Source organism: Bradyrhizobium sp. (assembly GCF_035701725.1).
Lineage (GTDB): Bacteria > Pseudomonadota > Alphaproteobacteria > Rhizobiales > Xanthobacteraceae > Bradyrhizobium.
Map to the genome: position 1 here is coordinate 1 of NZ_DASSRP010000109.1, position 13,759 is coordinate 13,759.

A 13,759-nucleotide genomic window follows, 5' to 3' on the forward strand; every position below is an offset into this window, starting at 1 on the left:
GACGCGGCGGTCGAGGTTGCGCGGCATCATGTCGGCTGACGAGATATACACAGCCGCTTTCGTGCTCGGCAGGCCTTGTCCCATGCCGAAGCAATAGATTCGCCCATGTTCGAGGAAGCGGCCGATCACCGACTTGACGCGGATATTCTCCGACAGACCCGGGATGCCCGGACGCAGACAGCAGATGCCGCGCACGACGAGTTCGATCGAAACGCCAGCCTGCGACGCCTCGTAGAGCGAATCGATGATCTCGGGATCGACCAGCGAGTTCATTTTCAGCCAGACCGCTGCGGGCTTGCCGTGCCGGGCGAAATTGGTCTCGGCGCGAATGTGCTCGATCATCCGCTTGCGCAGGGTCAGCGGTGATACCGCCATCTTCTCGATGTCGCTCGGCTCGGCATAGCCCGTGATGTAGTTGAACACGCGCGCGGCATCGCGTCCGATGATCGGATCCGACGTGAAGTAGGAGAGGTCGGTGTAGATGCGGGCGGTGACCGGGTGGTAATTGCCGGTACCGGTGTGGACGTAGGTGGTGAGATTGCCGCCTTCGCGGCGCACCACCATCGATAGTTTGGCGTGGGTCTTGAGTTCGATGAACCCATAGACGACCTGCACGCCCGCGCGTTCGAGATCGCGCGCCCAGCGGATGTTGGCCTCTTCGTCGAAACGCGCTTTCAGCTCGATCAGTGCGGTCACCGACTTTCCGGCTTCGGCGGCTTCCGCCAGCGCCCGCACGATCGGCGAGTTGTTCGACGTGCGGTAGAGCGTCTGCTTGATGGCGACGACGTCGGGATCGCGCGCCGCCTGTTGCAGGAACTGGACGACAACATCGAAAGACTCGTAAGGGTGGTGGACGATCAGATCTTTTTGCCGGATCGCGGCAAAGATGTCGCCGCCATGGTCGCGCACGCGTTCGGGATAGCGCGGCACGTAGGGCGTGAATTCGAGATCGGGGCGATCGAGGCGCGTCAATTGCGACAGCTCGTTCATCGCGAGCACGCCGTCGACCAGGAGCACTTCGTCGTCGGCGGTCGAAAGCGCGCGCTGCACGAAGGCGCGCAGCTCTTCGGGCATCTTGGCTTCCATTTCGAGATGGATCACCGATCCGCGGCGGCGCCGCTTCAGCGCAGTCTCGAACAAACGCACGAGGTCTTCGGCTTCTTCCTCGATTTCGAGTTCGGAGTCGCGGATGATGCGGAAGGCGCCCTGGCCCTTGACGGTGTAGCCGGGGAAGAGCCGGCCAATGAAAAGACCGGTGGCCTGCTCGAGCGTGATCAGGCGCACGGTGCCGTCCTTGCCCGCAGGTAGACGGATAAATCGGTCGATCTTGCCGGGCATGCGGATCAGCGCATTCATCGCCTTGCCGTCGGCAGTCCGTGCGAGCTGAAGCGCAACGGTGAAGCCGAGGCTCGGAATGAACGGGAAGGGATGGGCCGGGTCGATCGCCAGCGGCGTCAGCAGCGGAAAGATGTTGTGGAGGAAGTGATCCTCGATCCAGGTGCGCTCAGACTTGGTGACGTCGCGGCCTTCGACGAGCACGATGCCGACATCGGCGAGGATCTTGTGCAGATCGCGCCAGATCGCCTGCTGGTCCTTCGCAAGCTGGGAGACGGCCGCGTTGATCAGGGCGAGTTGCTCGGACGGCGTCAGGCCATCCGGACTGCGCTCGGTGATGCCCTCGCGCACCTGGGCCTTGAGGCCGGCGACGCGCACCATGAAGAACTCGTCAAGGTTATTGGCCGAAATCGACAGGAACCGCACCCGCTCCAGGGCCGGGTGGTGCGGATTGACGGATTCCTCGAGCACCCGGCGATTGAAATGAAGCCAGGAAAGTTCCCGGTTGATGAAGCGCTCAGGGCTGCTCCCGATCGTCGGCTGGCTGCCGGATTCGTTGGTTTCGTCTTTTGTTGCAACAGCTTGGGCGGATTCCATGAAGTTCCGATCCATTTCATGTCGAACCGCGGCGGAATGGCACAAACCATGGGATTTCGCGGTGACGTTTCAATGACATTGATGTTCCCGCGGCAGGTTCCGTCAAGATGCCGGCGGCGTGTTTAGGCGCCGCCACGCAACAACTCTGCGGCAAGCGCACGGGTCACCGGCCGTCCCAGACGCAAGGCTTCGGTGTCCAGAAGCTCCACCGCCCGCCGAACGGCGGCATAGGAACGTTCCAGGCGCGTGGCGAGGTAACTGACCACAGCCTCGTCGACGACAAGCTGTCGATCGGCGCAGAACTTGACGATCAGCGCCCGGAATAGATGATCGTCGGGCGGCAGCAATTGCACCGTCGGCACCGCCCGCAGTCGCGAGCGCAAGTCGCGAAGTTCCACCTCAGTCGGCAGCTCGCGCGCCGTCATCAGGACAAATGCGCCGTCTTCGCGCGCCAGGTTCAGCAAGTGGAAGAGGGCGCGTTCGTCGATATCGCCCGATCGCAAATCCTCGATCACGAGCGCACCCGTCGCCAGCGCGCCGGGAACCTCCGTCGCGGTCAAGGCGTGCGTTGCGATCGAGCGCGCTCCGGATTCCTCTGCCCATATAGCGGCCAGATGGCTCTTGCCGGCGCCTTCGGGGCCGAGCAGAAGCATCACGCGGTTCGGCCAGTCCGGCCAGCGATCGATCAGTGCCAGACCGGCTGCGTTGGCCGGCCCCTCCAGAAAGTTGTCGCGCGTCAGGCTCTCGGCGTGCGAAAGCGCAAATGCCAGCTGACGCGGGTGGACGCGGCCCGCCACCTAACTTGCCTCGATCGTGCTCATGTGCCGGACCCACTCGACGAGATAGAGCGACACGGAAACCAGCGTAAAGACGGTTACCAGTCCCATCAGCACGACGTCATAGGGCATCGGCTTGAAACCGAAACCGAGCGAGGCCAGGATCAATGCGGCGAGCGCGACCTGGGCTGCGGTATTCAGCTTGGAGACCATTAGCGGCTTCATCGCGACCGGCTTATCGAACAGCCACGACACGATCACTGCCGAGACGATCATGATATCGCGCGACACGACGAGAATCACGATCCAGCGCGGCATCGCGCCCCAGATACCGAGCGCGACATAGATCGAGACCAGCAGCGCCTTGTCGGCAAGTGGATCGAGCAGGGCGCCCAGTTCGCTCGCCATGTTGAAACGCTTTGCCAGAAATCCGTCGACGGCGTCGCTGACGCCCGCGATCACGAAGATCGCAAACGCGATCTCCATCTCATTGGAGGCTATCGCCCAGATGATAACCGGCACCAGGATAATGCGCGCCAGCGTAATGATATTCGGAATACTCAACTCGTTCGTTTCCCGGGGAGCGGATGCCACCGCCACTCCATTAGTTTCCCAAAGTTATCCCCTTTTTGCGGGGTGGTCCGGCTGTTGTCTACATAGTAAGCGCCTGTCACCATTGCACACAGGTGAAATCCGACGTAACCAGCCCGCTAGCGTGGCGGTTCGGAAGTCCGCATCCCCGTCCTGGTGGAGTGAATCGGACCGCTCGCGGCATTTTGGAACAGGTCATGAGCGAGCGCAAAAACGGGCTCACTTACGCGGATTCGGGCGTCGACATCGACGCGGGCAACCGCCTGGTGGACCTGATCAAGCCGATGGTCCGCGCGACGGCCCGCCCCGGCACCGAGGCTGAAATCGGGGGATTCGGCGGCCTGTTCGATCTGAAGGCTGCGGGCTTCAAGGACCCGGTTCTGGTGGCTGCCACGGACGGGGTCGGCACCAAGGTCAAGATCGCCATCGACACCGGTCTGCATGGCGGGATCGGAATCGATCTCGTCGCGATGTCGGTCAACGATCTCGTGGTGCAGGGCGCAGAACCGCTTTTCTTCCTCGACTATTTTGCCTGCGGCAGACTTGAGCCGGAGGCCACCGCCGCGATCGTCGCCGGCATTGCCGAAGGCTGCCGCGAATCCGGCTGCGCGCTGATCGGCGGCGAGACCGCCGAAATGCCGGGACTCTACAAGGCCGGTGATTACGATCTCGCGGGATTTGCGGTCGGGGCCGCCGAACGCGGTACGCTGCTGCCGCGCGCGGATATTCGCGCCGGCGATGCCGTCATCGGCCTCGCCTCGTCAGGCGTTCATTCCAACGGCTTCTCGTTGGTGCGACGGATCGTCGGAGCTTCCGGCCTTGCCTTCGACGCACCGGCGCCGTTTTCGCCGGTCATGACGCTCGGCGGCGCGCTGCTGGCCCCGACCAAACTCTATGTCCGATCGTGCTTGCGCGCGATCCGTGAGACGGGTGCGGTCAAAGCGCTCGCCCATATCACCGGCGGCGGTTTCACCGACAACGTTCCCCGCGTGCTGCCGAAGCAGTTGGGTGTCGGGATCGATCTGGCACGCCTGCCGGTTTTGCCCGTCTTCAAATGGCTCGCCGAGCAGGGCAACATCGCCGAACTCGAGTTGCTGCGAACCTTCAACTGCGGGATCGGCATGATCGCCGTCGTCGAGGCTGGCGCGGTGGAAGCCGTTACCGCTGTCCTTAGCGAAGCCGGTGAGAGCGTCTCGTTGCTGGGAGAAGTGATCCCGGCTGAGGGTGAGCACCGCGTCGTCTATAACGGTCACCTCGACCTTTCATGGTGAAGGCTGATCCCCACCACGGGGGCAACAAGCCCCGCGTCGCGATCCTGATTTCCGGGCGCGGCTCCAACATGGCCGCGCTGATCGAGGCCGCGAAGGCAGATGGTTTCCCGGCCGAGATCGCAGTCGTGATTTCAAACCGCGCCGATGCCGGCGGCCTTGCGCTGGCACAAGCGCAGGCTGTCCCGACGGTGACGATTGAAAGCAAGCCCTTCGGAAAAGATCGCGCCGCTTTCGAGGCGAAGCTGCAGTCGGCGCTCGAAGATCACCGGATCGAGCTGATTTGCCTCGGCGGTTTCATGCGGCTGTTCACGGCTGAGTTCGTGCAGCGCTGGTACGGCAGAATGCTCAATATTCATCCCTCGCTGCTGCCGTCGTTCCCGGGACTTGATCCGCATGCGCAGGCGATCGCCGCCGGCGTGAAAGTGTCCGGGGCGACCGTGCATTTCGTCACGCCGGAAACCGACGCCGGCCCGATCGTCATGCAGGGGGTGGTAACGGTTTGCGATGACGACACGCCGGAGGTGTTGTCGGCACGGATTCTCGAAATCGAGCACCAGATCTACCCGGAAGCCTTGCGCTTGCTGGCAAGCGGCAAGCTTCGCCTCGACGGAGAGATTTGCCGGCTCGTCGGCAAGGCGAGTGCCCGCGGCGCGCTGATATCGCCGCACCTGCCGGCAAAGGCATAGATCAAAAACAATCCCCCGGCGAGGCCGGGGGGACATCAGGATTGCTTGCGCGGATCGTGACGAGGTTTAGGAAACCTTGAGATTCTCTGCGGAGGTCTTGCCGCGATTCTCGACAAGGTCGTATTCGATAACCTGATTCTCGTTAAGGGTGGTGAGCCCAGCGCGCTCAACGGCAGAGATATGGACGAAGACGTCCTTATCGCCGACCATCGGCTTGATGAACCCATAACCCTTCGTCGGGTTGAACCACTTGACGGTGCCTTTTTGCATCGCCTGTCTCCTGGTCTAGACGTAAAGAAGACGCGGCCACGCATTGATTGCGTGCCACGCCACAAGCGGGCTTTGAGGATGTCTGCTGAATTTCCTAGTCGCGAAACGCACAGCCGATCGGCCTAATTCCGATTGTGACAAGGATTGCAACACGAAATTTGCCTGTTAGCAAGCCTCTGGAGGGCTTGGCAAATCTGAGGGTGCATCGAAGCCGCACCAGGGCACCCTGTGGCAGGGGAACAACAAGGGTCGTCAATTGCCCTCAGAGCTTGGCCATGAGCGATTGACGGCGCTGGAGAACCGCGACCAAATCCCTCAATTATAGGCAATTTGGTATTTTCGGGCTGACAGGCCCATCGCGCGGAACAGTTCAGATGGGCTTTTGGCCGACAAGGTTTCTTTTCGCCGGTTTGACGCTCGTCCTTGCAGCTTCCGCCGGGCCAGGGGCTCTGGCGGCCCGGTTGCCTCCGCCTCCACCTGTGCCAACGCCATCGGAGACCACATCCGACTTTTCCGCGGGTGAGGGGATCGCAAATCTCGGCAGCAATTTCCTGGAGCGGCTCGGTGACCAGGCGACGGGCGGCTTCGGCCGTGCCTCGCGCAGCAATCCGGGGGGCGGGGGCGCATCGGAAGCCTTCGAGGGGCAGGCGTTCCGAAGCTGGGGCGAAGTGTATGGCATCTCCAGCACCACCGGTCCGCAGGGGCCCTTCTTCGGCGACAAACGCAGCACGACGGGCGGCGTCGCCGGGTTTGGCGCGAGGGTCGCACCGGGGGTGAATGTCGGATTTTCGATCGACCAAAGCCGGACCAGCATCGACGTGCCGCTGGCGATGCAGTCGGCAAATCTAGACCTGACGCAGCTCGGCTTCAACGCCTCCATCGACAGGGGACCGTGGAGTTGGGCGATGGCGCTGGTTCACGGTTTTGGCAAGATCGACTCCAGCCGCGACACCGGCTTCGGCGCTGCGACCGCCGCCTACCACGGCCAGGTCGACGGCGCGCTGACGGAGTTGAGCTACTACTGGACCGCGGAGCAAAGCCGGTTGGTTCCGAAAGTGGCGCTCGAATATGTTCGCGCCTCGACCGGATCGTTCCAGGAGGTGGGCGGCCTCGATCCGATTTCGGCGAGCGGCGCGACGCTTGAGCGATCGCGTATGCTGCTGGGCGCCGAAATCGGTCATTACTGGATCATTGATCGGAAGATCGTCGACGTCTCGGCCTACGGCAAGTTCGTCGATAACTTCGAGCAAAGGCTCAGCCAGGTCGCCGTCACCCTGGGGCCCGAGAGCATCATGGTGCAGGGGATCGGTGAAAGCAGATATGGCGCTGACACCGGCGCTGCGCTTTCGCTCAGTCTGAGCAATGCGGTGCGCGTGTATCTCAACTATGACGGTAAGTTTCGCGCCGCCCTGCAATCTCATCAGGCAACAGCCGGTATCGAGGTGAAGTGGTAACCTTGCGATGTGCATCGCATCCATGCTGACCGTCGAAAAAAGTTGAAAAAACAGCATTACACCCGCTAAAGTAGTCACTGCGTCATGGGGTGACTTCAATGTGGGATTGGGCTGGTGCGCAACGCCGGTCGTTCGGCGGATCGTCGCGGCTTGTGAAGCTGGCTGCGGCTGGGGCGGGCTTTTCGCGCGGCAGCCGGTTGTGGCTCGCTCATCTTTCGCGAACCGGACACGGGGCGGAGGTGGCTTATTTCGCCAGCCGCTCGGCGAGTTCGATCAAAATGCGCCGGTCGGCGGGGTCCTTGATTTTTCGGAAGGCGACCACCAGTCGCAATCCTTCAACCACGTTCAGGTCGATCTCGTTCTCGCGGAGCAGTTGCAGCAATTTGTCCCCGGGGTGATCGGGATCGTCGATGTTCACCGTACGCGCTCCGGAAGAAGACCTTTAAAATGGCGAGTCCTAAAAATGACCTCGACGAACTGGCTAACATGATCTCGGCCGCGATCGAGAAAGCACGCCAGCTTAACATGCATACCAGCGCTTATATTCTATCGATGGCGCTCGCGGAAGTATCGAAGGCCGCCAAAGCAGCGCCCAACAAGCCCAATGGCGGTAAAACGGATTGAGCGCTCGCGGGATTGCTCAGTTCCGGTCCACTTTTACGACCCTGCCTTTTTCGATCGCGAGTGCGAGCTGGCCGTGCTTGAGCGCCAGTGCGGCCTCGCCGAACAATTCGCGCCGCCAGCCGTGCAATGCGCCGACATCGGCATTGTCGTCGGCGGCGATCTGTTCGAGATCATCGACGGTCGCGATCACCTTGCTTGCAACCGCATGACGTTCCGACGTCATGCGCAGCAGCACCTTGAGCAGTTCGACGGTCGCCGCCCCGTTGCTGTTGCCGCGCGGTTTTTCGATTTTGGGTAGGGTTGCGAAATCGCGCGCAAGCCCGCGCTGCACGGCGGCCACGATATCGGAGCCCCATTTCGACCGATCGAAGCCCTTCGGCAGCGAGCGCAGATTGGCGAGCTTCTCCAGACTGGTCGGCGCGTGAGTCGCGATATCGCCGACCGCGTCGTCCTTGAGAACGCGGCCGCGCGGCACGTCGCGGCTTTGCGCCTCCTGTTCGCGCCAGGCCGCGACCTCGATCAGCACCGCCAACTCCTTGGGCTTGCGCACGCGGGTCTTCAGACGCTCCCAAGCGCGCTCGGGGTGGAAATCGTAGGTGCGCGGGCTGGTCAGGACTTCCATTTCCTCGCTGACCCAGTCACTGCGGCCGCGTTTCTTGAGATCGGCATCGAGCGCTGCGAACACGTCGCGCAGATGGGTCACGTCGGACAGCGCGTAGTGCATCTGCTCTTCCGTCAACGGCCGGCGCGACCAGTCGGTGAAGCGATGCGTCTTGTCGGGCCGGTGGCCGGTGACGCGCTCGACGAGTTGGTCGTAGGCGATCGAGTCGCCATAACCGAGCGCCATCGCCGCGACCTGGGTGTCGAAAATCGGGTGCGGAACGATGCCAGCGCGATGCCAGACGATTTCGATGTCCTGGCGCGCCGCATGGAAGACCTTCAGCACCTTTTCGTTGGCCATTAATTCGAAGAAGGGCTTGAGATCGATGCCTTCGGCGAGCGCATCGACCACGGCGGCTTCGTCGGCGCTAGCCATCTGCACCACGCACAACAGCGGGTAATAGGTGGTCTCGCGCAGGAACTCGGTATCGACGGTGATGACCCAGTGCCTGGCGAGGCGGTCGCAGAAGGCGGCGAGTTCCGCGGTAGTGGTAATCAGATCCATGAACGGTCCATGACGCTTTTACCGAAGGGCGTTCGGCCGAAAGCGCTGACATGTCAAGGGCCTTGCGGCGACTTCGAGACCCGAATCTGCGCTTTGGCCGTCATTTAAGGCCAACAAACGCGTTCTAGGCAACGGCTGCCGCCGTGGCCGCTCGCCGCGCGTCGTTTCTTGACGGCAAAGGCCGGATCAGGCGTCTCGCGCGTGCCGCTCCGACGGCCGCCGGGCGCAGGAGGGCACCATCAGCACAATGACACACAGCCCGATGATGGCGAGGCCCATGAATTCGAAAACCAGAGCGTCCACGACAAAATCCCCCAAACAAACCGGCAGGTTTGCTGGGAAGCGATTGAACGCTTCTTAATTTCGGGCGGTTCCGGCCGCTCGCGCCGTGCAATGTGCGGCGGAGGGTTAACGATTTATGTCCCGCAGAAGGTTTGCAGCACGCGCTGATCGGGCGCAGGCGGGTTCGCATAGTCGGCAAACGCCACCTGATCTTCGTAGGGTTTGGCCAGCACCGCGATCAACTCCTCGAACGGCGCATAGTCGTTGCGGCCGACTGCCGCCTGGATCACGGCTTCGATCCGATGATTGCGGGGGATGAAAGCGGGATTGACGCTCCGCATCTTGCGGGCGCGCTCAGCCGGCGTTTGCGGTTCGTCACCGAGGCGCTGCCGCCAGCGCGCGGCCCATTCGTCATAGGCAGAGGGATCGATGAACTGCGCACGCACGTCGTCATGGGTTTCATCTGCCGCAGCATCGGCGAGCCGGCGGAAGGTCAACGTGAAGTCGGCCTGGTTCTTCGCCATCGCGTCGAGCAGGTCCTGCACCAGCGTCTCGTCGCCGTCACGCGCGGTGAGCAGGCCGATCTTGGCCCGCAGGCCGGTTTGATAGGCCGCGGTGAATTTGCTCGGAAACTCGCCGAGGATGGCTTGCGCCTGCTCGATCGCCTTGTCCTTGTCGTCGGAAAACAGCGGCAGCAAGCATTCGGCGAGCCGCGTCAGATTCCACAGCGCGATCCGCGGCTGGTTGGCGTAGGCGTAGCGGCCTTGCTCGTCGATCGAGGAAAACACGGCCGCTGGATCGTAGTGATCGAGGAAGGCGCAGGGGCCGTAGTCGATCGTCTCGCCCGAGATCGAGGTGTTGTCGGTGTTCATGACGCCGTGGATGAATCCGACCAGAAGCCAGCGCGCGACCAATTCTGCCTGGCGCGCGATAACGCCCTCCAGCAGGGCGTGATAGGGGTGCTCCGCGGTGGCGACATCGGGATAGTGCCGGGCGATGGCGTGGTCGGCGAGGCGCCTGACGCCTTCAGTATCGCCGCGGGCGGCAAAATACTGGAACGTGCCCACGCGAATATGGCTTGAAGCCACCCGTGTCAGCACGGCGCCGGGCAGCACGGTCTCGCGCATGACGCTTTCGCCGGTGATGGTCGCCGCCAGCGATCGGGTGGTCGGAATTCCGAGGGCGGCCATCGCCTCGCTGACGATATATTCGCGCAACACCGGTCCCAGTGCCGCGCGTCCATCGCCTCGGCGGGAAAACGGCGTCGGGCCGGAACCCTTGAGCTGGATGTCGCGGCGGACGCCATCGAGATCGATGACCTCGCCGAGCAGGATGGCCCGGCCGTCTCCTAGCTGGGGAACGAAATAGCCGAACTGGTGGCCGGCATAGGCCATGGCGATCGGCTCGGCGCCGTCGGGCAGACATTTGCCGGCGAGGATTTCGGCGCCCTCAGGCGTCTCCAGGAGGTCGGGATCGAGACCCAGGCGGACCGCAAGCGGTCGATTTAATTTGATCAGCCGGGGGGCGACCACCGGCGTCGGCGATACCCTGGCGAAAAAGCCGTCAGGGAGGGCCGTATAGGTGTTCTGGAAGGGGAAATGCACCGTCATGCGATCAAGATAGGCATATGCGGCCAATAGACAATCCGGCTGCCTGGAAAGGGTGACTTTCCGCCCTTTCGTGGCTCTGGAACAGGCCTTGGTCGGTTGCCGCCCCTCGCGGCCTCGGGTAAACCCTCAGCCTCTTCAGGCAGGCCTTCTTGGCCTGCCCGATTCGACCCTCCGACATTTGATTGATGGAAACTCGATGCATCGTTACCGGTCCCATACCTGCGGCGCGCTCCGGGAGAGCGATATCGGCCAGAACGTTCGTTTGTCCGGCTGGTGCCATCGCATTCGCGACCATGGCGGTGTTCTGTTCATCGATCTGCGCGACCATTACGGCCTGACGCAATGTGTGGCTGACCCGGATTCGCCGGCCTTCAAGGTGGCGGAAAAACTGCGTTCGGAATGGGTGGTCCGGATCGACGGCAAGGTGCGGCGGCGGCCCGAGGGCACCGACAACCTGGAATTGGCGACCGGCCTCGTTGAGGTCTACGCCACCGAGATCGAGGTGCTGGGCCCTGCGGCGGAACTGCCGATGCCTGTGTTCGGCGAGCAGGAATATCCTGAAGACATCAGGCTTAAGTACCGTTTCCTCGACCTGCGCCGCGACAAGCTGCATCAGAACATCATCAAGCGTGGCCAGATCATCGATTCCATCCGCAAGCGGATGAAAGAGCAGGGGTTCTTTGAATTCCAGACCCCGATCTTGACCGCGTCCTCGCCGGAAGGCGCGCGCGACTTCCTGGTGCCGTCGCGGCTGCATCCCGGCAAGTTCTACGCGCTGCCGCAGGCGCCGCAGCAGTTCAAGCAGCTGACGATGGTCGCGGGCTTCGACCGCTATTTCCAGATCGCGCCGTGTTTCCGCGACGAGGACGCGCGCGCCGATCGCTCGCCCGGCGAATTCTATCAGCTCGATATCGAAATGAGCTTCGTCACGCAGGACGACGTGTTCAACGCGGTCGAGCCTGTCATGCGCGGCGTGTTCGAGGAGTTTGCCGACGGAAAGCCCGTCACGCAGAAATTCCCGATGATTCCGTACGCCACCGCAGTGAGCAAATACGGCACCGACAAGCCCGACCTGCGCAACCCGATCGAGATGCAGGTCGTCTCGGATCATTTCCGCGGCTCGGGCTTCAAGGTGTTCGCACGCTTGCTCGAAGATCCAAAGAACCAGGTGTGGGCGATTCCGGGTAAAGGTGGCGGCTCGCGCGCCTTCTGCGACCGCATGAACTCATGGGCGCAAGGCGAAGGCCAGCCCGGCCTCGGCTACATCATGTGGCGCGAAGGCGGTGAGGGCGCCGGACCTCTGGCGAACAATATCGGCCCGGAGCGGACCGAAGCGATCCGTGCGCAGCTCGGATTGAAGGAAGGCGATGCGGCTTTCTTCGTCGCCGGCGATCCTGAGAAGTTCTGGAAGTTTGCCGGATCGGCGCGCACGAGGCTCGGCGAAGAGCTGAACCTGATCGAAAAGGGTCAGTTCAAGTTCTGCTGGATCGTCGACTTCCCGATGTTCGAATGGAACGAGGAAGAAAAGAAGATCGACTTCTCGCATAACCCGTTCTCGATGCCGAACATCGAGCCGGAAGAGTTCTTGAAGCTTGATCCGAATGATCATGAAAAGCTCCTGAGCCTGAAGGCCATTCAATACGACATCGTCTGCAACGGCACCGAATTGTCGTCGGGCGCGATCCGTAATCACCGGCCCGACGTCATGAAAAAGGCGTTTGCGATTGCGGGCTATCCGGAGGACGTCCTGGAGGCGAAGTTCGGCGGCATGCTCCGCGCGCTCTCGCTCGGCGCTCCGCCGCACGGCGGCATTGCGCCCGGCATCGACCGGATTGTCATGCTGTTGTGCGGCGAAGAGAACCTGCGCGAGGTGGTTCTATTCCCGATGAACCAGCGGGCCGAAGACCTGATGATGGGGGCGCCCTCGGAGGTCACGCCGAAACAGTTGCGCGAGCTTCACATCCGGCTCAATCTGCCGCAAAACTAAACCAATACCTCAGGGTCGATTGTTTGGGGGCAGCGAAGCCCCCTCGTGGGGAAGCGAATGTCCTATTCCGATGACCTTCACGCCGCAGCGCTGGCCTATCACAGGCTGCCGCGGCCCGGCAAACTCGAGATCCAGGCGACCAAGCCGCTCGCCAACCAGCGCGACCTCGCTTTGGCCTATTCGCCGGGCGTTGCGTCTGCCTGCACCGAGATCGCCAAAAATCCGGCAGAAGCAGCCTCGCTGACCTCGCGCGCCAATCTGGTGGCGGTCGTCAGCAACGGCACAGCCGTGCTCGGTCTCGGCAATATCGGGCCGCTGGCCTCCAAGCCCGTCATGGAAGGCAAGGCGGTGCTGTTCAAGAAGTTTGCCGGCATCGACGTCTTCGATATCGAAATCGCTGCCGACACCATCGAGCGCGTGGTTGAGACCGTATCCGCGCTCGAGCCGACCTTCGGCGGCATCAATCTCGAAGATATCAAGGGACCGGACTGCTTCGAGATCGAAGCCCAGCTCAAGGCCCGGATGAAGATCCCGGTGTTTCACGACGACCAGCATGGCACGGCCATCATCGTCGGCGCGGCGATCACCAATGCGCTGTTCCTGAACGGCAAGAAGCTGTCGGACGTCAAGATCGTTTGCTCGGGTGCAGGCGCCGCAGCGCTCGCCTGTCTTAATCTTCTGGTGTCGATGGGCGCACGGCGCGAGAACATCTTTGTCTGCGACATCGAAGGCCTCGTTTATGAAGGCCGCGAGAAGCTGATGGACCGCTGGAAATCGGTCTACGCGCAGAAGACCGACAAGCGCGTGCTGGCCGACGTGATTCCGGGCGCCGATATTTTCCTCGGCCTGTCCGCGCCGAACGTGCTGAAGCCGGAAATGGTCAAGCAGATGGCGGACCAGCCGCTGGTGATGGCGCTCGCCAACCCAAACCCGGAGATTATGCCGGACGAGGCGCGCAAGGCCCGTCCCGATGCGATGATTTGCACCGGCCGGTCGGACTTCCCCAACCAGGTCAATAACGTCCTGTGTTTCCCGTTCATCTTCCGCGGTGCGCTCGATGTTGGCGCGACCGCGATCAATGAGGAGATGAAGAAGGCGGCGGTCGATGCCA

At 62.4% G+C, this 13,759-nt stretch carries 13 protein-coding genes; 6 read left to right on the forward strand and 7 right to left on the reverse strand.

The features are described 5' to 3' along the window. The 3 genes from VFL62_RS05895 to VFL62_RS05905 form a co-directional block, all read right to left on the reverse strand. Positions 1-1,932 (reverse strand): RNA degradosome polyphosphate kinase (locus VFL62_RS05895; protein WP_325171437.1); only part of this gene is annotated, 1,932 nt, incomplete at its 3' end. Positions 1,933-2,054: 122 nt separating this feature from the next. Further along, the gene (locus VFL62_RS05900) at positions 2,055-2,729 is read right to left on the reverse strand and encodes a DnaA ATPase domain-containing protein (protein ID WP_325171438.1); all 675 of its coding nucleotides are present in this window, start codon (positions 2,727-2,729) and stop codon (positions 2,055-2,057) included. Then, complete coding sequence (locus VFL62_RS05905; RefSeq protein ID WP_325171439.1) at positions 2,730-3,272, reverse strand: CDP-alcohol phosphatidyltransferase family protein; 543 nt, start codon at positions 3,270-3,272, stop codon at positions 2,730-2,732. A 224-nt stretch (positions 3,273-3,496) separates the two neighbouring features. Here VFL62_RS05905 and purM point away from each other — a divergent pair, with 224 nt between their 5' ends. Both purM and purN read left to right on the forward strand, forming a co-directional pair. Continuing rightward, positions 3,497-4,570: a phosphoribosylformylglycinamidine cyclo-ligase gene (gene purM, locus VFL62_RS05910; protein ID WP_325171440.1), complete on the forward strand. Its 1,074-nt coding sequence runs from the start codon at positions 3,497-3,499 to the stop codon at positions 4,568-4,570. Next, entirely contained in the window at positions 4,564-5,256 is a 693-nt protein-coding gene (gene purN, locus VFL62_RS05915) for a phosphoribosylglycinamide formyltransferase (RefSeq protein WP_325171441.1), read from the forward strand. Before purM ends, purN begins: the two co-directional genes overlap by 7 nt. A 66-nt stretch (positions 5,257-5,322) precedes the next feature. Here the strand turns inward: purN and VFL62_RS05920 are convergent, their stop codons facing one another. Then, positions 5,323-5,526 (reverse strand): cold-shock protein, encoded by a 204-nt coding sequence (locus VFL62_RS05920; RefSeq protein WP_072825325.1) that lies wholly within the window; start codon positions 5,524-5,526, stop codon positions 5,323-5,325. Positions 5,527-6,005: 479 nt separating this feature from the next. Between VFL62_RS05920 and VFL62_RS05925 the strand changes: the two genes are divergently transcribed. Then, on the forward strand, positions 6,006-6,980 hold the full coding sequence (locus VFL62_RS05925; protein WP_325171442.1) for an autotransporter outer membrane beta-barrel domain-containing protein: 975 nt from the start codon (positions 6,006-6,008) through the stop codon (positions 6,978-6,980). A gap of 244 nt (positions 6,981-7,224) precedes the next feature. Here VFL62_RS05925 and VFL62_RS05930 read toward each other — a convergent pair whose 3' ends face one another. Further along, complete coding sequence (locus tag VFL62_RS05930; RefSeq protein ID WP_325171443.1) at positions 7,225-7,398, reverse strand: hypothetical protein; 174 nt, start codon at positions 7,396-7,398, stop codon at positions 7,225-7,227. A gap of 29 nt (positions 7,399-7,427) precedes the next feature. On the opposite strand from VFL62_RS05930, the gene VFL62_RS05935 reads away from it, so the two are divergent. Next, positions 7,428-7,604 (forward strand): hypothetical protein, encoded by a 177-nt coding sequence (locus VFL62_RS05935; protein WP_325171444.1) that lies wholly within the window; start codon positions 7,428-7,430, stop codon positions 7,602-7,604. 16 nt (positions 7,605-7,620) lie between these two features. Here VFL62_RS05935 and rnd read toward each other — a convergent pair whose 3' ends face one another. After that, a complete protein-coding gene (gene rnd, locus VFL62_RS05940; RefSeq protein WP_325171445.1) occupies positions 7,621-8,769 on the reverse strand; it encodes a ribonuclease D in 1,149 nt (382 codons plus the stop codon). A 416-nt stretch (positions 8,770-9,185) separates the two neighbouring features. Then, the gene (locus VFL62_RS05945; RefSeq protein ID WP_325171448.1) at positions 9,186-10,661 is read right to left on the reverse strand and encodes a protein adenylyltransferase SelO; all 1,476 of its coding nucleotides are present in this window, start codon (positions 10,659-10,661) and stop codon (positions 9,186-9,188) included. A gap of 196 nt (positions 10,662-10,857) precedes the next feature. Between VFL62_RS05945 and aspS the strand changes: the two genes are divergently transcribed. Then, positions 10,858-12,648 (forward strand): aspartate--tRNA ligase, encoded by a 1,791-nt coding sequence (gene aspS, locus VFL62_RS05950; protein ID WP_325171446.1) that lies wholly within the window; start codon positions 10,858-10,860, stop codon positions 12,646-12,648. 57 nt (positions 12,649-12,705) lie between these two features. Further along, a partial coding sequence (locus VFL62_RS05955) for a malic enzyme-like NAD(P)-binding protein (protein WP_325171447.1) occupies positions 12,706-13,759 on the forward strand: 1,054 nt, incomplete at its 3' end.

What these genes read in the sequence shown, in the direction of transcription:
- purM (WP_325171440.1), top strand. Translation starts at nt 3,497, where the DNA reads ATGAGCGAGCGCAAAAACGGGCTCACTTACGCGGATTCGGGCGTCGAC.
- purN (WP_325171441.1), top strand. Translation starts at nt 4,564, where the DNA reads ATGGTGAAGGCTGATCCCCACCACGGGGGCAACAAGCCCCGCGTCGCG.
- VFL62_RS05920 (WP_072825325.1), bottom strand. Translation starts at nt 5,526, where the DNA reads ATGCAAAAAGGCACCGTCAAGTGGTTCAACCCGACGAAGGGTTATGGG.
- VFL62_RS05935 (WP_325171444.1), top strand. Translation starts at nt 7,428, where the DNA reads ATGGCGAGTCCTAAAAATGACCTCGACGAACTGGCTAACATGATCTCG.
- rnd (WP_325171445.1), bottom strand. Translation starts at nt 8,769, where the DNA reads ATGGATCTGATTACCACTACCGCGGAACTCGCCGCCTTCTGCGACCGC.
- VFL62_RS05945 (WP_325171448.1), bottom strand. Translation starts at nt 10,661, where the DNA reads ATGACGGTGCATTTCCCCTTCCAGAACACCTATACGGCCCTCCCTGAC.
- aspS (WP_325171446.1), top strand. Translation starts at nt 10,858, where the DNA reads ATGCATCGTTACCGGTCCCATACCTGCGGCGCGCTCCGGGAGAGCGAT.